Below are 19,224 nucleotides of genomic sequence, written 5' to 3' on the forward strand. Positions count from 1 at the left end.
GAAGGTGCCGCCGGACTGTCCGCGCCGGTGTTCGATGATCAGCGGACCCAGCTTCCGGCTGCCCCGCAGCGGGCCCAAGGGTTGCTCGCCGACGTGCTAAGCGCCGCGGCGCAAGCCACGAGGATGCTTGGCGGTCGCCTGCCCCACTAGTGGGCCACGGCCGTCTGTTCCGGAACGCCACCCGGTTACCGCAGCGCCGATCGGCGCACCGGCGAGGCGTGGTTCACCCGTACTTCGCCCACCAGGTGTGGAGTTCGTCGAGGGTGGCCGGGTTTCCGAAGGCGTCGCTGAGCATCAGCTTGTCGTCGTTGCTCCAGATCACGTTCGGGTGGTTCTTGTAGGTCCCGCAGGCGATCATTCCGGCCGTCACGTCCGGTGTCCGGTCATAGTGCCACCCGTCGTGAGACGGGCCCTCGCCCGGACAATTGGCCAGATCCACCGCGGCAATGTCGTCGTTGAAGGCCTGCTTGAGTGCTTCCAGACTCGGGAACAGCCCATACACAGCGCGACTTGGTCCGCCATCGTTGGTGTTCTGCCCACAGTTGTACATCGCCACCGCCCCCGTCCAAACGCTGTTGGGTTTGGGCGTGGTTGCGGTGCAGACACCACTGGCGTAGCCCGACGGCAGGTAACTCAGCAACCGGGCCTGAGGGTCACCGGCCGGGGTGGTCGTCGTCTCGGGGCTGGTGGTCTCCGGTTTGGGGGAAGTAGTGGTGGTGCTGCCCGTAGTGCCGGGGCCCGCTTTGGGGGTGGAGTCGGAATTGGTCACCAGCCAGACGCCGATCCCGCCAACGATGAGGACAAACACCAGTGCGGCAACGCCGGCAACGATCGGCCAGGGATTGCGTTTGGGTGGCGGCTGGTTCCACGGCGTCGGCCCGACGGGTTGTTGCGGTGGCGTGCCTGGCGGCGTGCTTGCCCAGCTGCCGCTTTGGTAGTACTGCGGGACTTGGGCCGGTTGGTGTGCGGCCGGGATGGGACCGCTCGCGGGCGCCCACCCGGGCTGCCCGGTCGGTGCGGACTGCGGCAACGGCCCCGAACTGGCCGGATCGGCATACGGCATGGCCGGTGGCGGGGTGACGGCGGGCATGGTCGGCGGTTGGGGGGTGATCGCGGCGGTGCCGGGCAGCGTGGATTCCCGACTGCGCCGCAGGATGTCGGCCGCGTGGTCCTGATCGGGGTTGCTGAGTGCGTCATGGGCGGCGCGGGCCAGATCCCCGGCGCTCGCATAGCGTTCCTCGGGCTTTTTTGCCATGCCGCGGGCGATTACCGCGTCGAAGGCCTTGGGGATCCCCGAGCGCACCGTGCTTACTTGCGGGACAGGATCGATCAAGTGGGCGGTGACCAGCGTGCCTGCGCTGTCCGACCGGTAGGGCGGGGATCCGGTAAGGCACTCGAACAGCACACATGCCAGCGCATAGATGTCGGCGCGGTAGGTGACCTCTTCGTTGGCGAACCGCCCGGGCGCCATGTATTTCCAGGTGCCCACCGCGGTGCCCAACTGGGTCAGTTTCTCGTCGCCGGTGGCGCTGGCGATCCCGAAGTCGACCAGGTAGGCGAAATCGTCGCGGGTGATCAGGATGTTGGGCGGTTTGACATCGCGGTGCATGACCCCGTCGGCGTGCGCGGCGTCCAGCGCCGAGGCGATCTGGGTGATGATGGCCACCGCACGTGGCGGGGTCAGGGGGCCGAAGCGCTTGAGGATGCTGTCCAGGTCGGTGCCCTCGATCAGGCGCATCTCCAGGAACATCTGCCCGTCGATTTCGCCGTAGTCGTGGATCGGCACCACGTGGGGTTCCTGCAAACGTCCGGCGATGCGCGCTTCGCGCTTCATCCGCTCGCGAAACACCGGGTCTTTGCTGAATTCGGTGGTCATCAGCTTGACCGCCACTGTCCACTCTTTGACGGTGTGCTCGGCCTCGTAGACCTCGCCCATGCCGCCCCGGCCCAGGAGCCGTTTGAGGTGGTAAGGGCCGAACATCGACCCCACACGCGAGTCTGGCGCCTCGCCCATCGCTGATCTCCTCAACCCAACCCGAATCCTGCCGACTTTATCAACAGGCCCGACGTGTCGTCCCGAGTCCAATCACCGGCCCAGCAACCATTGACGGTAAGCCCTCGCTAGTCGGCTCGCATGAAAACGGCCACATCGCCCGGGTTCGCGGGTGCCGACCGGACGCGGTCAAAAGGTGGGACGGCGTCAGTGGGGCAGCCGGGCTGGTGCGGCCGGCCGGAACGGCTGCGGAGACGGAGGTAGCTTTGGCCAAAAGCCTTGTCGCGATCTCGGATTGCGTCGCAGGCTAGCCCGTCGGGCAAGCGTTGCGCGCCGAAAAGCATTGCTAAACAAACCGGTTGGATGAGCTGGCTCACCGGGGGTTTCGTGCGGTGAGCTGGAAGGTGAATTCGTGGTCGCAGATACGGATGTGGTCGCCATCGTTGAGCGTGACGGCGCCGCGGATCCGCTGGTGCTGTACATGCACTCCGTTGGATGACCGTAGGTCGTTGATGATGTAGTTGGTTCCGGTGTCGATGATGACGGCGTGGTGGCGGCTGACGTTCGCGCTGTCCAGGACGATGTCGTTGTCGCTGAGCCGCCCGATTCGGGTTGCCGCGGTCCGAATCGGGTAGTCGTGACCCGACGCGATGGTGTGCAAGTAGGCGACGGCCTGCTGGCCCGACACCATTGTGCGCTGGTCGAGCACCGTGACGGTGCCAACGGCGGTGGACTTGGCGTTCATCTTGGCGTCGAGTGGTTCCTGACGCAGGATTCGTTCATTGAGGGCCCGCAGGGTCGGGCCGGGATCGATGCCGAGGTCTTCGGCGAGGGTCGTCTTTACCCGGCGATAGGCACCTAGCGCGTCGGATTGGCGATCGGTGAGGTAGTAGGCGGTGATCAACTGCGTCCACAGCGGCTCGCAGTAGGGATGCTCGGCGGTCAGCGCTTCAAGTTCGGTGATCACCGCGGCCGCCCGGCCGCAGGCGATTTCGGCTTCCGCCTTCGCGGTATGGGCAAGGATCTTATCCTCGACCAGTGCGGTGGCGAACGCGTCGACGAACTGAAAGTCTCGCAGGTCGTCGAGTACGGGTCCACGCCATTGGGCCAACGCCCTCGACAAGTGCCCGCTGGCCTGCTCGAATTTGCCGGCCGCGGCCGCATGCACGCCGGCGGTCTTCTCGGCGATGAACCTCCCCAGATCGCACGTGCTATCCGGGATGCTGAGCCGGTAGCCCGGCGGGGCGGCGGCCAGCATGGCCCGTGGATCGACCCCGGCGCCACTGAGAAGCTTGCGCAGATTGGACACGTAGGAGTGAATGCTGGCCCGCGCCCCCGCCGGCGGCCACTCCTCCCACAGGGCGGTGATCAGTGAGTCGACCCCGACCGGCCGGTTGCGGTTGATCACCAGCATGGCCAGAACCGCGCGCTGCTTGGGTGTGCCCAGCGGCACCAGCTCGCCGTCGATAGTCATCTCCAACGGTCCGAGCAGACCGAATTCGAGACGTTTGTCCACCATTGCGCTACCAGCCATTCCGGGTCCTCCGCGGCTTCACTCGCGTTCGCATCCCTAGCAGTCGGGTGTCATTACTGGTTTGTCGTTACTGGTTATTGTGGTACCAAGTTCGCCGATGCGGTGAGAACCGGGGATCCCGGCACGTCGGCGAGGTGTCGGGGCCGTCCGGCATCGGTGTCGGCCGTTGGTTCTGGCCGCAGATGGTTACCACGATGGCCGTTGAAATGCCCGCGCTGCCAAGACGATCACTGGTGTTGCATGCGAATTGTCTTGGTGTGCTTGCGAACATGCCAGTGCGGGCGGCCGGTCCGGTGCGTGTGCACCGGGTGAGGCCGCCCGCGGTGGTGATCGATGGTCAATTGCTGGCTTGGGTGGTCACGGCCATGAAGTCTTGGCTGGTGGCCCATGCCTGCATGAACAGGGCCATCGGGACCTGCTCGTCGCGCCCCTCGTCGCTGCCGCTGTCGTTGAGGTGCACGACCCCGTTGGCGGTGTCGACACCGGTCACGACCACCGCGTGGTCAGAAACCGGGTTGCCGGCCTCGTCCTTGTTGTCGATGGTCACGCCCCAGATCATTTCGGCGTTGACACTGACGATCACCGCGCGACCGTTGCCCAGGTGGTGCTCGAGGGCCTCCATGCCGGTGAGGACTCCGTTGCTCGGGGCGTTGTCCAGGTCGGTAAGAACAGCGTCGATGCCGTAGTGCGCCAGCAACGTCGCGATGTCGGCCTGGCTGGTGCCCTGGCCCGAGTTCGGGTTCTTGGTGTCGGCCGGCTTGGTGTAGATCGACCCGGGGTGCACGGCGCTGGGGGTCGTCTGGGCCACCTTGATGATGGCCTGCTCCGAGGGCTCCCTGCCGGTCACCTGACCGACCACGTCGGCGACGGCCATGATGAGGCAGTCGTCGTATTTCTGGTAGCGCCAGTACTTGGCGGCAGCCGCTGGGTCGCCGTACATCGTGCCGGACGCTGCACCGGCCGGGCTGGCCAGTCCCAGTGCAACGGCACCGGCGGCGATCGCGAAGGTGGCTGTCTTGAGGGCGGTGGCGATCTTGTTGATCTTCATCGTCTGTCCTTTTCTCAGTTCCGCGGGTGCGGAGTGGGCGTTGAGAAAAGGTTCTTATGTAGGCCTTTTTGTTATCTCCACGAATTCTTGGGGTGATCTGCTGCCCGCCGGTCGACGGTGGTCATCGCATGGGTCGGGCAGGTTCAGTTGCATGCCCAGGTGTCGATGTAGCCGCCCCCGAGCTTGCTCAGCTCGTCTTTCATCGCGGCGCTCAGGGTGGGCCCGACACCGCCTTCGAAAGTCTTGCCGTCGGCAGCCACCGCCCCACAGGCGGTGAAGGTGGTGAACACTTTGCAGTCGGAGTAGCCACATAGTTTGACGGCGGTTGCTTCGGCGGCCGCTCGGGTCGGGTAGTGCGACGCTCGTCCCCAGGAGCCGTCGCCGGAGTAGGCGATCGCGCCGTATTGGTCGGCGGCATCAGCGACGGGTGCGAGCGTCAGGGTAGTTGCCGTGGCGGTAGCCACACTGGCGACGGCCACCGCTAACCGCCGCCGACGGGAGATCGTCGTCATTGGTGAGTCCTCTCCAAGTGCCGGTGCTCCGGCGGTTTCAACGGCTTGCGATGAACTGCGATGAACTGCGCTCACGACAATGGCTAGACCGGCTTGGTTGCGGTGACCTGCTTGCCCCAGTCGGACATGGTCAGCGTCACCGATGTGGCCGGGGTCGGCAGGATCTTGATCTGCACCAGGTGAGAGGAGCCGTCGGTAGCTATCCAGACGGTGGTGGGCACCGTGGTGACGTCCGCGGAGGTAAGCCGCGAGCCGGCAAGCGTGGCGATGTCGTCCGCGGCCGAGTTCCCGGTGATCTTGGTGGTGGCCACACCGTTCACCTGCTCGCTGCCGGTGACGGATGCTTCCTTGAGGTTGGCCAGCAGGTTGGCCAACCCCTGGTTGGGGTCAAGCAACACCGAAACGTTGTAGATGGATGCCCCGTCACCAAAATCGGTATATGTGCCGGGCTGTCCGAGGTCCGAATACAGATGACCGTCGACATAGACGAACTTCGCGTCCTCTTGTTTGTTGCCGACGAGCATCGTCGCGCTTCCGGTGGCCACGGTCTGCGGTGAGTTGGAAATGTCGCCCTCGAGCTTGGTCACGCGCAAGTTCGGCACGTCGCCGTCCACCGTGAGGTTCACATGCATTCCGGTGACCTTGCGCATGGCCTCGGCGGCCTGCTTGAGGATGGTGGCCGCCTCGGCGCTACTGGTGGTGACGGTGGTGCCGGTGGCCGTCCCGGGTCCGCCGGAACCACCGTTGCTCGAGCAGCCCCCTATCGCGAGCACGACTGCCAATGTGACGGCGGTGGCGACAACGGAACGAGGCGGATGCTTCATCGGAATTCTCCTTATGTTGGCCCACGGCATTGTCCTGCTTAGCAATCTGTGAGCAGCACAGTCAACAATCCACCACCGAACTCGAAGGGCCCGAGTGGGTGTGAAAGCTTTGGGTGCAGATCCTTGCGGGCACTGGGATTGCGGATCCGCCGGCAAGTCCCCAAGCTCCGCTTTCGGACCGGAAACGACGGATGCGGGGATCCGGAAATCAGGATCCCCGCACGCCCGGTCGGTTGGTCCTAGGTCAGCTGGCTGGCGTATTCGGGGCAGTAGACCTTGGTAGCGTCCACGACTAAGTAGGCCGCTTGCTTGGTGGTCAGGTTGGTCTGGCTGAGGATCTCCTCGGCGATGTCGGTGCCCGTCTTTCCGCTGGCCAATTCCTGGCAGACCTCGTGGCCCTGGCGCACGGCCGACTGAGTTGAGGAGAAGGTGACGCCGACTCCCTTCATCTGGGCGATGAAGGTCTCGTCACCGGTGCTGGCGTTCGCGGCGCCGGCGATGGCGAGGCCGATTGCGGCGGCGCCGATTGCGGTGGTGATGGCTGCGGTGATACGCGGTGAGAACATGGTGGCGATCCTCTGTCGGTGATTTTCCGTTGGTGATTTCACCTTGAGGCCGGCGCCTTGGCGGATTCTAAATAAGTTCTTGGCAAGTTCTTGGCGCCCGTCCGCCAACCCGCCTCGGCGATGATCGGTACACTGAGATTGATTTGAAAAGCACTGTCGCATAATTGAACTCGCCGATAGCAGGCCGAAGCGGGGATCCCGGGCCGGGATCCCCGCGTGGTTGGCGAAGGGCTAGGCGAGCTGGCTGGCGTACTGCGGGCAGTAGTCCTTGGTGGCGTAGACCACGAAGTAGGCCGCTTGCTTGGAGGTCAGGTCGGTCTGGCTGAGGATTTCCTCGGCGATGTCGGTGCCCGTCTTGCCGCTGGCCAATTCGGTGCAAACCTGGTGACCTTCCCGGTCGGCCGCCTGAGGTGAGGAGAAGGTGACCCCGACCGACTCCATCTGTGAGATGAAGGCGGTGTCGTCGGTGCTGGCCGCAGCGCTGCCTGCGGTCGCGATGGCTAGCCCGACGGCGGCTGCGCCGATTGCGGTGGTGATGGCTGCGGCGATGCGGGTTGAGAACATTGCTGAGGTCCTTTGCTCTGGTTTCCCTGGCTGGATGACCCCAGCATCGGGCCGGCCGCTCCAAGGATTCTCAACAACTTCTTGGCGCACTCCAGTGGTGGCGTCGCGGCGGCTGCGCGCCGGCACCGTGGCTAGCCCGCGCGAGCTCGATCCGCGCCATTGGTCATATGCCGCTCCCGTTGCCGGCATTGGGCTGTAGCGCTGCATCGTTGACCTGGATCACGACTTCGCGGCCGCTCCTGCGTGGTTCCTCCCGGCAAATGCCCTGATGGATCTATAAGCAAGGAGAGCAACCGAATTCTGGTGGTAGGCGTTGTGTCCGACCGTGATAGTTGCGGTGCTCGGCACAGTTAGTCTGGCTTCGGGGTGGACGATAGTGGACGTCAGTGTGGCTCAATGCGAGCAATTTTCGCGTTTGATGGCTAGGCAGCGAAGTTGGGCTGTCGTCGGTGTCGACTGCGGTTGGCGGTCAGTGTGGCGCAATGCGAGTGGTTTTCGAGTTTGGCGGTTGGAGTGCGAAGTATCTGCTGGTCACTGCCTGGATGGCTATCGTGGCCAATGTTGCTGAACGTGAATGCTTTTCACATTTTGTGTGGCGATGACAAGTTAACCAAAATGCGACATATGTTGCTTAGGAAGACGATACGATCCGCTTCGGCGCATCGTGCGAAGAAGACAGCGCGGCTGCTGGGGTGAACACGAGCAGGTGGGAGGGTTGTGATGTCGTTTGTCGTTGTCTCGCCAGAGGTATTGGCGGTGGCGGGCAGGGATCTAGCAAGCATCGGCTCGGCGATCAGTCAGGCTAACGTCGCCGCCGCGGCGCCGACCATGGGCGCGCTGGCCGCGGGTGCCGATGAGGTGTCGGCGGCGGTCGCCGCAGTGTTTTCCGGACATGCCCAGGCCTATCAAGCGCTCGGCGCCCAAGTGGCGGCGTTTCACGACCAGTTGGTAACCGCCCTTGACGCGGCTGCGGGGAAGTATGCAAGCGCGGAGGTCGCCAACGCCTCGCCGTTGCAGGCAGCGCTCGACGTGGTCAATGCGCCCACCCAGGCGCTGTTGGGGCGCCCGTTGATCGGCAACGGCGACGATGGGGTGGCGGGGACTGGACAGAGTGGAGGCGACGGCGGGATCTTGTACGGCAATGGGGGCGACGGCGGCTCCGGAGCGTCCGGCCAGATCGGCGGTACCGGTGGAAGCGCGGGGTTGATCGGCGCCGGCGGAACAGGTGGGGCCGGGGGGCTTGGCGCGGCCGGGGGTGCCGGTGGCAACGGTGGCTGGCTGTTCGGCCAGGGCGGGGCCGGTGGGATCGGCGGTAGCGGTGCGGCCGGGGGTGCCGGCGGCAACGGCGGGTGGCTCTACAGCGATGGCGGCGCCGGCGGGCAGGGTGGGGCGGCCGCGGCGGGTATCGGTGGCGGCGACCCCGGGCAAGGGGGCAACGGTGGCAACGCCTACCTGTTCGGCAACGGCGGCAGCGGCGGGAAAGGTGGCACCGGCCTGGCCGGCGCGGACGGCGTGAACACCTCCAACGGCACAGCCGCCCTCGGCACGTGGGGCAACGGCATTACGACCTCGACCGGTGATGCCAACGGCGGTAACGGTGGCAGCGGTGCCGATGGGGGCTCGGGGGTGACCGGAGGCACCGGTGGGGTCGGCGGGTTCGCCATCAATGACGGCAGCGGTGACGCCTATGGAGGTTTCGGCGGGACCGGCGGCAACGGCGGGGCTCCCGGAGCTTCGGGCGGCGATGGTGGACAGGGCGGGCCTGCCGTCACTTCCAGCGGCAGCGCCTATGCGGGTATTGGCGGGACCGGCGGCAATGGAGCCAGCGGCGCTTCCGGTGGCACCGGCGGGACCGGCGGCGGCGGGGGTAACGGTGGTCGTGGCGGGATATTGGTCGGCGACGGCGGCATCGGCGGCATCGGCGGTACCGGGGGCACCGGGGCCACCGGCGGCACCGGCGCGACCGGGGCGCCGGGGGGACCGGCGGGGTTGGTGGTTCCGCCGGCTCGACTGACGGCGGCGTGGCAGACGCCAATATTGGCGGCGACGGCGGCATTGCGGGCACCGGCGGCGATGGCGGGACCGGCGGGACTGGCGGGGTTGGCGGCAAAGGTGGTGACGGTGGGCTGCTGATCGGCAACGGCGGCGGCGGTGGTGTGGGTGGCGACGGCGGCGCCGGCGGTACCGGCGGCATCGGCGGCGCCGGGGGGAATGGCGGAGTTGGCGGTGACGGCAGTTCGTCTGGCACCGGGGCCGGCGGCTTCGGCGGCGGCGCCACCGACGGCGGAACCGGGGGCGACGGCGGCTCCGGCGGCGGGTTCGGCGCCGGCGGTGCCGGTGGCACTGGCGGGTGGTTGATCGGTCACTCGGGTACCAACGGCATCGGTGGGACTGGCGGTGCGGGCGGCGCCGGCGCTGTCGGTGGCGACGGTGGCGTGGGTGGCGATCCAGGCGTCGGGACAACCTACAACGGAATCAGCGGCCATAACGGCGTGCAGGGCGGTACCGGCGCCGATGGCGCAGCGGGCTGACCCGGTACGGTTACCGGGCGCTTTGGCGCCACCACCGCCAGCGGGGCTGCATCGCCAGAATCGTTCTAGGCCCGCGTCATGGCGTAGTAGGCGCCCCGGTTGGCTAGCAGCTCCGCGTGGGTGCCGTGTTCGACGATCTGGCCCGCCTGCACCACCAGAATCTGGTCGGCGTCACGAATCGTCGAAAGGCGATGGGCGATGATGAAGCTGGTTCGATCCCGGCGAAGTTCGGCGGTTGCCCGCGCGATGAGCAGCTCGGTGCGGGTGTCGACCGAACTGGTGGCCTCGTCCAGGATCAACAACTGCGGGCGGGCAAGAAATGCGCGGGCGATGGTGATCAGTTGCTTCTCGCCGGCGCTGATGTTGCTGCCGTCTCCGCTGATCCGGGTCTGATAGCCGGCCGGCAGCATGTGGACGAACCGGTCGACGTAGGCCGCTTTGGCGGCTTGGAGGATGTCGTCCGGGCTGGCCTCCGGACGCCCGTAAGCGATGTTCTCCGAGATCGTCCCGTCGAACAACCAGGTGTCCTGGAGCACCATGCCGATGTGCGACCGCAGTGACCGCCGGCTCACCGTGGTGATGTCGATTCCGTCGACCAGGATGCGGCCGGAATCGACCTCATAGAACCGCATCAGCAGGTTGACCAGCGTGGTCTTGCCGGCACCTGTCGGTCCGACGATCGCCACCGTGCTGCCCGGTTCGGCCACCAGTGACAAGTCGTGGATCACCGGATGGCCCGGGTGATAGGCAAAGTTCACCCGCTCGAACTCCACGCGACCGGTCAGGGCCGGGGCGCGGCCGGTCCGGCTGACCGCCGGTTGCAGCGCCGACGCGGGGTCGGCGGCTTCTTCGGGTTCGTCGAGCAGCTCGAACACCCGCTCTGCGCTGGCCACACCGGACTGCAGGCTGTTGTACATGGCCGCCACCTGCGACACCGGTGTGTTGAATTGCCGGACATATTGAATGAACGCCTGCACGCTGCCCAATGTGATTTGACCGGTGGCCACCTGCAGGCCCCCCATCACCGCGACCGCTACATAGCCCAGGTTGCCAATGAACGTGGTCGTCGGCTGCACCAGGCCAGAGAGCAGTTGGGTGCCGAAACTGGCCTGGTAGACGTCATCGTTGAGGTTGTGAAACTGTTCGCGTGCTGCGGCCTGGTGGCCGAAGGTCTTGACGACCGTGAAGCCGCTGTAGGTCTCTTCGATGTGTGCGTTGAGGCGTCCGGTACTGGTCCAATGCGCAACGAACAGCCGTTGTGAACGTCGGGTGATCGCTCGCGTCACCAGCAACGACAACGGCACGGTCAGCAGGGTGATCAGTGCCAGCAGCGGCGAGATCCACACCATCATCGACAGCACCGCGACCACGGTCAGGATCGCGGTCACCAGCTGGCTGATCGTCATCGATAGCGACGACTGAATGTTGTCGATGTCGTTGGTGACCCGGCTCAGCAGTTCGCCACGCTGACGTCCGTCGAAGTAGGACAGTGGCAGCCGGTGCAGCTTGTGCTCGACATCGGCGCGCAACGCTGCCACGGTGCGCTGCACGGTGACGTTGAGCAACCGGGCTTGCCCCCAAATTAGCAGGGAAGCAATGAGATACAGGGCCAACGCCAGGGCGAGGGTTCGTACCACCGCACCGAAGTCCACGCCTTGGCCGGGGGTTACCTTCATTCCCGACAGCAGTTCGGCGAAGGTATTGTCACCGCGGGCCCGGGCGCCGGCAATCGCTTGCGCCTTGGAGATTCCGGCGGGCAACTGGCGTCCGATCACGCCGTTGAACAGCAGATCGGTGGCGTGGCCGAGGATTCTGGGAACGGCCACCCCGATCGCGGTGCCGACGATGCCCAGGGCGATCACCGCAAGACTGCGCCGTCGTTGTGGGGCGAGCCGTTTCACCAGCCGCGTAGCCGAACCCCAGAAGTCGCGCGATCGGGTTGGCGCCGGGGCGCCGCCTCGGGGTCGCTGGTTGAGTGCCGCGGTCACGAGACGCCCCTGATGTCGGTGGTCACCGACTGCGAGACGGCAAATTCGGCATAGGTGGGGCAATCGATCAGCAGGGAATCGTGGGTGCCCGCCCCGACAACTCTGCCATCGTCGATCACGATCACTTGATCGGCCTGTGCGGCAGTCGAAACGCGTTGTGTGACAATAATAATGGTCGACTTTGTGGCAAGTTCTCGCAGCGCTGCGCGGACCCGCGCATCGGTGTGCACATCAAGGGCGGAGAATGCGTCGTCGAACAGATAGACCGCGGGTCGGCCGATGATCGCCCGGGCGATCGCGAGTCGTTGACGCTGCCCACCGGAGAAGTTGATCCCGCCCTGCGCGACACGCATCTGCAGTCCGTGCGCCCGGACGAATTCCTCTGCGGCCGCGACCCGCAGCGCCTCCCACATCTCTTCGTCGGTTGCGTCGGATTTGCCGTAGCGCAGGTTGTCGGCGACGGTGCCGGAGAACAGGTAACCGCGCTGGGGCACCAGCCCGATCGCCGCCCACAACCGCTCGGTCTGGTAGTCGCGGACATCAATCCCGTCCAGCAGCACGGCGCCGCCGGTAACGTCGTAGAGCCGGCAGATCAGCGATATCAGCGTCGACTTGCCCGAACCGGTGCTGCCGACAATCGCGGTGGTGGCTCCCGGCGGTGCTGACAAGGAGATGTCTTGCAGCACCGGGCAGTCGGCGCCGGGATAGCTGAAGGTGATGTTTTCCAACCGGACCGCGCCGGTGATGCCGGCAGCGGGGAATCTGGGGTGTTGCGGGTTGTTCAGTGCGGCGGGAGTCGAGAGCACCTCGGTGATGCGCTCCGCGCACACGGCGGCTCGCGGCAGCACCACCAAGGTCATCGTTGCCATCAGCACCGCCATCAGAATCTGGGCGAAGTACGACAGAAATGCGCTCAGCGAGCCGACCTGCATCCGGCCTTGGTCGATCAGCAGGCCGCCGAACCAGATCACCGCGACGCTGGACACGTTGATCGTCAGCGTGGTCACCGGCAGCATCAGCGCCTGCCAATTGCAGGCCCGCAACGCGGTGCTCGCCAACGCGGTGTTCGCCTGGGCGAACCTGTCCCGCTCGAAGGGCTCCCGAGTGAACGCGCGAACCACCCGGACGCCGGACAGCTGGTCGCGCAGCACCCGGTTGATGCCGTCGATCAACGCCTGCATGCTGCGAAACAACGGCAGCATGTGGGTCATGATCCAGTAGTTCGCCAGCGCCAAGATCGGAACGCTGACCAGCAGCAGCCAGGTCAGCGCGGCCTCTTGATGAACCGCCATGATGATGCCGCCGATGCTCATTATCGGCGCGGCCACCAGCACGGTGGCAGTCGTCTGCACCAGGAACACGATCTGGCGGACGTCGTTGCTGCTGCGGGTCAACAGCGTCGACGCGCCGAATCTGGCCGTCTCGCGTTCGGAAAAGGTGATCACATGCTCGAACATCGCGGCGCGCAGGTCGCGGCCGAAGCCGGTCCCGGTGCGGGCTCCGAAGTAGACGGCACCCACCGCGCACAGCACCTGTAGTCCGGTCACGCCGAGCATCACCGCACCCAGCCGGATGATGGTGTTGGTATCGCCCTTGGCGACTCCGTCATCGATGATCGCGGCGTTGACCGTGGGCAGGTACAGCGAGGCCAGGGTGCTGATCAGCTGCAGCGCCATCAGCGCGGCGACCAGCCGACGGTACGGCCGGATGTACTGGCGCAGCAGTGCCAGGAGCATGGGGTAACTGTTGCATACCGTGTCGGCCCGGTGCTGGGGCCGGCCGCATCGGTCAGGACGAAATGCCTGATCAGGTGGCGTGTCGGTGGTTGACCCGCGGGGCTGCGGCTACAGTGCATGCTGTGACCAGCAGTAGAGAGGTAAGCGGTGCGGCGTAATTTGACGACGCTGGCCCTGGCTGCGGCGGCATTGATGGCTCTGAGTCCCGCAGTTGCAGGGTGCTCCAATTCCGGTGACAACAATCCCGGTGCGACGGTTTCGTCGACCCCGGGCAGCTCCGAGGGCCGTCACGGACCGTTCTTTCCGCAGTGCGGTGGTGTCAGCGACCAGACAGTGACACAGTTGACCAGGATCAGTGGCCTGATCAACACGGCTCAGAACTCGGTGGGGTGCCAGTGGTTGGCGGGCGGCGGCATCATGGGCCCGCACTTCTCCTTCTCCTGGTACCGCGGCAGTCCAATCGGTCGTGAGCGCAAGACCGAGGAGCTCTCCCGCGGGAGTGTCGAGGACATCAACATCGACGGCCACAGCGGCTTCATCGCCATCGGCAACGAGCCCACCCTGGGCGACTCGTTGTGTGAGGTAGGGATCCAGTTCCAGGACGACTTCATCGAATGGTCGGTGAGCTTCAACCAGAAGCCATTCCCGCCGCCGTGTGACGTCGCCAGGGAACTCACTCGTCAGTCGATTGCGAACTCGAAATGAGCGGTTGGATGCGTCGTGGATCTCGGCGCGGTAATGGTGCAGGCCTGCGCGCGGCGGCCGTGCTGCTGGCGGTGCTGGTGTCGATAACCGGCTGCTCGAGGTCGATTTCGGGCAACGCCATCAAAGCGGGCGGGGGTGGGGTCCCACGCAACAACAATTCCGAGCAGCAGTACCCCAACCTGCTCAAAGAATGTGAAGTGCTGACCACCGACATCCTGGCCAAGACGGTGGGCGCCGATCCGCTCGACATTCAGAGCACGTTCGTCGGCGCGATCTGCCGCTGGCAGGCGGCCAACCCGGCCGGGCTGATCGACATCACCCGGTACTGGTTCGAGCAGGGCAGCTTGAGCAACGAACGCAAGGTGGCCGAGGGACTGAAGTATCAGGTCGAGAGTCGCACCATTCAGGGCGTCGACTCGATTGTGATGCGACCCAATGACCCCAACGGCGCATGCGGCGTCGCAAGCGACGCCGCCGGAGTTGTCGGCTGGTGGGTCAATCCTCAGGCCCCCGGTATCGATGCCTGCTCGCAGGCCATCAAGCTGATGGAGCTGACGCTGGCCACCAACTCCTGACTGGCGGGATACCCGGGGATGGTGCTACCCCCCCCGGGGTATCCGCGTCGGGCGACGGTTCGCTAGCGCGGCACGTGGAACGTGATGAGGGCAGCGCCACCGAGTTCGAGTTCTTCCCAGCGGCCGCCCACCTGCAGCACCGCAATCGCCGACGTCGGGAATTTCGCCGAGAGCCGTTCGGCGGCGGCAGCGTCGGTGCCGGTGGCGCCGGCGAGGCCCAGTGCCACCTCGGACATCGTTGGTTCATGCCCGACGACGAGCAGGGTCGCGACGTCCTCGCCAATCCGGTTGATCTCGCCGATCAGCGTGCCGGGCACGGCGCCATAGAGCCGCTGGGAATAGTGCACCGGTGCATCGATGCCGCTGCGTGCCAGCGTCTCTCGGGTACGGATCGCGGTGGAGCACAACACCTCGTCGACCGTTGGCGCATTGCCGCGCAGCCAGTCTCCGGCCAATCCGGCCTCGCGACGCCCGCGCGGTGCCAACGGTCGCTCATGGTCAGCCACACCCGGCGGATATTGGGATTTCGCATGCCGCATCAACAACAGCGTGTGCCGGTCACTCATTCGGCCCACCCTAAGGCCAACCGGGTTGGCGGCACCGACGCGCGTGCGAATCATCAGCTCGGCGGCGAACACCGTGCGCACTTCGCCGCGCACCAGATGGCTACCCGCCCTGCGCTGCCGCGATGCGAATGAATGTTCGACTACGGCGGGCGGCGTGGGTCCTCGATCCCGGGCCGACCGCTTGCGAGCCGAACCTGCCGGGCGAGGTCCCGCGTCTTGTCGGTGCCCAGACCTACACTCGCGTTGCCCTGATAGACACGCTTTTTCGCTAGGAGGTCACCAGGATGCGATTCCTGCACACCGCCGACTGGCAGCTGGGCATGACCCGCCACTTTCTCGCCGGTGACGCGCAGCCGCGCTATTCGGCTGCGCGCCGCGATGCGGTGGCCGGTCTGGGGGCGCTGGCTGCCGAGGTGGGTGCCGAGTTCGTGGTTGTGGCCGGTGACGTCTTCGAACACAATCAGCTCACGCCCCAGGTCATCAGCCAGTCCTTGGAGGCCATGCGCGCCATCGGTGTTCCAGTCTACCTGCTTCCGGGCAATCACGACCCGTTGGACGCTTCTTCGGTATACACCGGCGCACTGTTTCGTACTGAATGTCCAGACAACGTTGTCGTTCTCGATCGCTGCGGTAGTCACCAAGTGCGTCCGGGAGTGGAGCTTGTCGCCGCTCCGTGGCGGTCCAAGGCTCCCACCACCGATCTTGTCGCCGACGTGTTGGCGGGACTGTCCGAAGGGGCTGGCACCCGGGTGCTGGTCGCCCACGGGGGAGTCGATGCGCTGGACCCGGATCCCGGCAAGCCCTCGCTGATCCGGCTCGCTGGGCTCGAGGACGCGGTGGCGCGAGGAATGTTGCACTATGTGGCGCTCGGGGACAAGCATTCGCTGACTCAGGTTGGTGGCAGCGGCAGGGTGTGGTACTCGGGATCGCCGGAAGTCACCAACTTCGACGACGTCGAATCTGACCCCGGCCACGTCCTCGTCGTCGACATTGACGAAACCGACCCGTGCCGCCCGGTCTCGGTGACAGCCAGGCGGGTCGGCTGCTGGCAGTTTGTCACGCTGCGCTGGGAAGTGGACACCAGCCGCGACATTGCCGACCTCGATCTGAATCTGGATCTGATGACCGACAAGGACCGCACCGTGGTGCGGTTGGCCCTGACCGGTTCGTTGACCGTCACCGACCGTGCCGCGCTGGATGCGTGCCTGGACAGGTATGCGCGGTTGTTCGCCTGGCTGGGCCTGTGGGAACGCCACACCGACCTGGCCGTGATTCCGGCGGATGGTGAGTTCAGCGACCTCGGCATCGGCGGTTTCGCTGCGGCCGCCGTTGACGAGTTGGTCGCAACCGCGCGTTCGGGTGCCGACGGATCCGCAGTCGATGCTCAGGCGGCGTTGGCTCTGCTGCTGCGGCTCACAGATCGGGGCGCGGCATGAAGTTGCACCGGCTGGTACTGACCAACTACCGGGGGATCGCGCATCGGGAGATCGAGTTCCCAGACCACGGTGTGGTGGTTGTGTGCGGCGCCAACGAGATTGGAAAGTCCTCGATGATCGAGGCTTTGGATCTCCTACTGGAATTCAAGGATCGCTCGGCGAAAAAGGAAATCAAGCAGGTCAAACCGACCAATGCCGACGTCGGATCCGAGGTCACTGCCGAAATAAGCAGTGGTCCTTATCGTTTTGTCTACCGGAAGCGTTTTCACAAGAAGTGTGAAACACAGCTGACGGTGCTGGCGCCTCGTCGCGAACAGTTGACCGGCGACGAAGCCCATGAGCGGGTCCGGGCGATCTTGGCGGAGACGGTGGACACCGAGTTGTGGCGTGCCCAGCGGGTGCTGCAGGCCGCTTCGACCACGGCGGTGGATCTGTCCAGCTGTGATGCGCTTTCCCGCGCGCTCGATATCGCCGCCGCCCATTCGGCCACCGACGTGGCGCTCTCGGGTGCCGAGCCAGTGCTGATTGAACGCATCGATGCCGAGTATTCGCGCTACTTCACCCCAACCGGACGTCCCACCGGCGAATGGGCGGCAACCCTCGCTCGGCTGAGCGGAGCCGAGACTGCGGTAGCGGAGTGCGCCGCGGCGGTATCCGAGGTCGACGAGCGCATCAGTCGCCATGGTGAACTAACTAGGCAGGCAGCCGAATTGGCGCCGCAGTTGGCTGCAGCCGGTTCCCGGCTGGCGGCTGCGCGGCAGGCCGCCGACAAGGTCGCGGGGCTGAAGGCAGAAGCGCATGAGGCCAAGCTCGTCACCGCTGCGAAGGCCGCAACCAGCTCGGCTTCGGCGGCCGCTCATGCTGAACGGCGTGCCCTGTGCGAGGAAATCGACAATCGCGCCAAGGCGCTCGAGGCCCTGCAAATCGATGCGCAGCACGCCGGCGACCAGCGGGCGATGGCGAGCGTCGATGCGCAGCGGTGCGACGTCGCGGTCGAGGAAGCTACGGCTAGCCTGACGGCGGTTCAACGCCGTGCCGAAGCCGCCCGGCGCTCTCTCGACCAGATCGCCGACCGCGAACAGGCGCAACGGTTGAGCGCCCGACTGGCCAGGATCGGAGAGGTCCAGTGTGACCATGACCGGGTCTGCGCCCAGCTATCCGAGGTGACACTTACCGAGGCGCTGCTGAAACGAATCGAATCCGCTGCGGCGAGCGTGGATCGGGTGGACGGGCAACTCGCGTTGATTTCCGCGGCGGTGGAGTTCACTGCGGCCGCCGACATCGAGCTGGTGGTTGGCGGTCAACGGGTGCAGTTGTCGGCGGGTTCGATTTGGTCGATGACGGCCACCGGCCTCGCGGAGGTCGAGGTCCCCGGGGTCCTGACGGCGCGGATCACCCAGGGGGCGACCGCGCTGGAGGCGCAGGCCAAATATGTTGCAGCACAAGAAGAACTTGCGGTGGCATTGGCCGCGGGCGGCGTGGCAACCTTGGCGGAGGCCCGATCGGTCGAACAGCGCCGCCGCGAACTGTTGGGGCGCCGCGACCAGTTGAGCGCCACCCTGGCCGGGCTGTGTGGTGACGAGCAGGTAGACCAACTCCGCTGCCGGCTTGCACAGCTGCAGGCCAGCCAGCCCGCTGAGCCCGATCTGTTTGCGACCGATGCCACGGCTGCCCGCGCCGAACTCGAGGCGGCCGAGGCCGCCGGGATAACGGCCGGCAAGCAGTGCGAGGATCAGCGCAAGCTTGCTCTCGCGGCAAGCCGGCGTCTCGCCGAAACCTCTACTTCGGCCACGGTTTTGCAGAGCAGGCTGGAAAACGGGCGGGCCGAAGTCGAAGCGGCCACCTCGCGGCTGGCCACCGCGCGGGCCGCGGTTAGCGATGCCGACCTCGCGTCGGCGGCCGATGCCGATCTGCACGTGCTGCAGGCGTCGCAGCGTCGACTCGCCGAACTGGCCGAAGTGCTGGACGCGGCCGAGCCCGAGGCGGTAGCCGCCGAGCTACGGGAAGCCGCCGAGATCGCGCAGTCACTGGATGAGCGCCACGATGCCGTTGTCGCCGCGCTGCGCGACATCAGCGTCGAACTCTCGGTGTTCGGCAGCGAAGGTCGGCAGAGCAAGCTTGATGCGGCAGAGACCGAACGTGAGCATGCCGCTAGTCAGCACGCCCGCATCGGACGCCGCGCCAGAGCCGCCCAGCTGTTGCGATCGGTGATGACACGGCATCGCGATGCTACCCGACAGCGCTACGTCGAGCCCTATCGAATGGAGCTACAGCGACTCGGGCGCCCGGTGTTCGGGCCCACGTTCGAGGTCGATGTCGGTAGCGATCTACGGATCCGCAGCCGGACTCTCGACGATGTCACGGTGCCTTACGAGTCGTTGTCCGGCGGCGCCAAAGAGCAGCTCGGCATATTGGCCCGGTTTGCGGGCGCGGCGCTGGTGGCCAAGGAGGACACCGTTCCGGTGGTGGTAGACGATGCGCTGGGATTCACCGATCCAGACCGCCTGGCCAAGATGGGGGGAGTGTTCGATACCGTGGGAACCCATGGTCAGGTGATCGTGCTGACGTGCAGCCCTGACCGATACGACGGTGTCGCCGGCGCGCACCGGATCGATCTGAATCTTTAGTGATCGGGCCGCCCCGCGT

Annotated in this window: 14 protein-coding genes and 1 pseudogene; 5 read left to right on the forward strand and 10 right to left on the reverse strand. The window is 65.9% G+C overall.

The features are described from left to right. Nucleotides 1–223: 223 nt before the first annotated feature. The 7 genes from G6N41_RS07365 to G6N41_RS07395 all read right to left on the reverse strand — a co-directional run bounded on the left by G6N41_RS07365 (nt 224) and on the right by G6N41_RS07395 (nt 7,041). Nucleotides 224–2,014 carry a serine/threonine-protein kinase gene (locus G6N41_RS07365; RefSeq protein ID WP_198966999.1) on the reverse strand — a complete coding sequence of 597 codons (1,791 nt, stop codon included), beginning with the start codon at nt 2,012–2,014 and terminating at the stop codon, nt 224–226. Between the two features lie 352 nt (nt 2,015–2,366). Then, complete coding sequence (embR, locus tag G6N41_RS07370) at nt 2,367–3,527, reverse strand: ATPase/transcriptional regulator EmbR (protein WP_198967000.1); 1,161 nt, start codon at nt 3,525–3,527, stop codon at nt 2,367–2,369. 337 nt (nt 3,528–3,864) lie between these two features. Then, nucleotides 3,865–4,575, reverse strand: a complete 711-nt coding sequence (locus G6N41_RS07375) for a C39 family peptidase (protein WP_020729993.1) — start codon at nt 4,573–4,575, stop codon at nt 3,865–3,867. Between the two features lie 143 nt (nt 4,576–4,718). Continuing rightward, the gene (locus tag G6N41_RS07380; RefSeq protein WP_198967001.1) at nt 4,719–5,087 is read right to left on the reverse strand and encodes a DUF4189 domain-containing protein; all 369 of its coding nucleotides are present in this window, start codon (nt 5,085–5,087) and stop codon (nt 4,719–4,721) included. A gap of 83 nt (nt 5,088–5,170) precedes the next feature. After that, entirely contained in the window at nt 5,171–5,911 is a 741-nt protein-coding gene (locus G6N41_RS07385) for an LppX_LprAFG lipoprotein (RefSeq protein WP_015356739.1), read from the reverse strand. A gap of 239 nt (nt 5,912–6,150) precedes the next feature. Then, entirely contained in the window at nt 6,151–6,477 is a 327-nt protein-coding gene (locus tag G6N41_RS07390; protein WP_198967002.1) for a DUF732 domain-containing protein, read from the reverse strand. 231 nt (nt 6,478–6,708) lie between these two features. After that, complete coding sequence (locus G6N41_RS07395; protein ID WP_198967003.1) at nt 6,709–7,041, reverse strand: DUF732 domain-containing protein; 333 nt, start codon at nt 7,039–7,041, stop codon at nt 6,709–6,711. 720 nt (nt 7,042–7,761) lie between these two features. Between G6N41_RS07395 and G6N41_RS07400 the strand changes: the two are divergent. Further along, nucleotides 7,762–9,572 (forward strand): annotated as a pseudogene (locus G6N41_RS07400) (PE family protein). A 65-nt stretch (nt 9,573–9,637) separates the two neighbouring features. On the opposite strand, the gene G6N41_RS07405 reads toward G6N41_RS07400, so the two are convergent. Together G6N41_RS07405 and G6N41_RS07410 are read right to left on the reverse strand one after the other, a co-directional pair. After that, complete coding sequence (locus tag G6N41_RS07405; protein ID WP_198967004.1) at nt 9,638–11,560, reverse strand: ABC transporter ATP-binding protein; 1,923 nt, start codon at nt 11,558–11,560, stop codon at nt 9,638–9,640. Continuing rightward, nucleotides 11,557–13,296, reverse strand: a complete 1,740-nt coding sequence (locus tag G6N41_RS07410; protein ID WP_198967005.1) for an ABC transporter ATP-binding protein — start codon at nt 13,294–13,296, stop codon at nt 11,557–11,559. The genes G6N41_RS07405 and G6N41_RS07410 overlap by 4 nt, the downstream gene beginning before the upstream one ends. A 192-nt stretch (nt 13,297–13,488) precedes the next feature. Here G6N41_RS07410 and G6N41_RS07415 point away from each other — a divergent pair, with 192 nt between their 5' ends. Both G6N41_RS07415 and G6N41_RS07420 read left to right on the forward strand, forming a co-directional pair. Beyond that, entirely contained in the window at nt 13,489–14,001 is a 513-nt protein-coding gene (locus G6N41_RS07415; RefSeq protein WP_407663783.1) for a DUF3558 domain-containing protein, read from the forward strand. Further along, nucleotides 13,998–14,576, forward strand: coding sequence for a DUF3558 domain-containing protein (locus G6N41_RS07420; protein WP_036456199.1), 579 nt, complete (start codon nt 13,998–14,000; stop codon nt 14,574–14,576). Before G6N41_RS07415 ends, G6N41_RS07420 begins: the two co-directional genes overlap by 4 nt. 62 nt (nt 14,577–14,638) lie before the next feature. On the opposite strand, the gene G6N41_RS07425 is transcribed toward G6N41_RS07420, so the two are convergent. Continuing rightward, nucleotides 14,639–15,142: a SixA phosphatase family protein gene (locus tag G6N41_RS07425; RefSeq protein ID WP_036456519.1), complete on the reverse strand. Its 504-nt coding sequence runs from the start codon at nt 15,140–15,142 to the stop codon at nt 14,639–14,641. 284 nt (nt 15,143–15,426) lie between these two features. Here G6N41_RS07425 and G6N41_RS07430 point away from each other — a divergent pair, with 284 nt between their 5' ends. Both G6N41_RS07430 and G6N41_RS07435 read left to right on the forward strand, forming a co-directional pair. Continuing rightward, nucleotides 15,427–16,578 carry a metallophosphoesterase family protein gene (locus G6N41_RS07430; RefSeq protein ID WP_198967007.1) on the forward strand — a complete coding sequence of 384 codons (1,152 nt, stop codon included), beginning with the start codon at nt 15,427–15,429 and terminating at the stop codon, nt 16,576–16,578. Further along, nucleotides 16,575–19,205: an AAA family ATPase gene (locus tag G6N41_RS07435; protein ID WP_198967008.1), complete on the forward strand. Its 2,631-nt coding sequence runs from the start codon at nt 16,575–16,577 to the stop codon at nt 19,203–19,205. The genes G6N41_RS07430 and G6N41_RS07435 overlap by 4 nt, the downstream gene beginning before the upstream one ends. Nucleotides 19,206–19,224: the final 19 nt, after the last annotated feature.

The organism is Mycobacterium shottsii, assembly GCF_010728525.1.
Taxonomy (GTDB): Bacteria; Actinomycetota; Actinomycetes; order Mycobacteriales; family Mycobacteriaceae; genus Mycobacterium; species Mycobacterium marinum.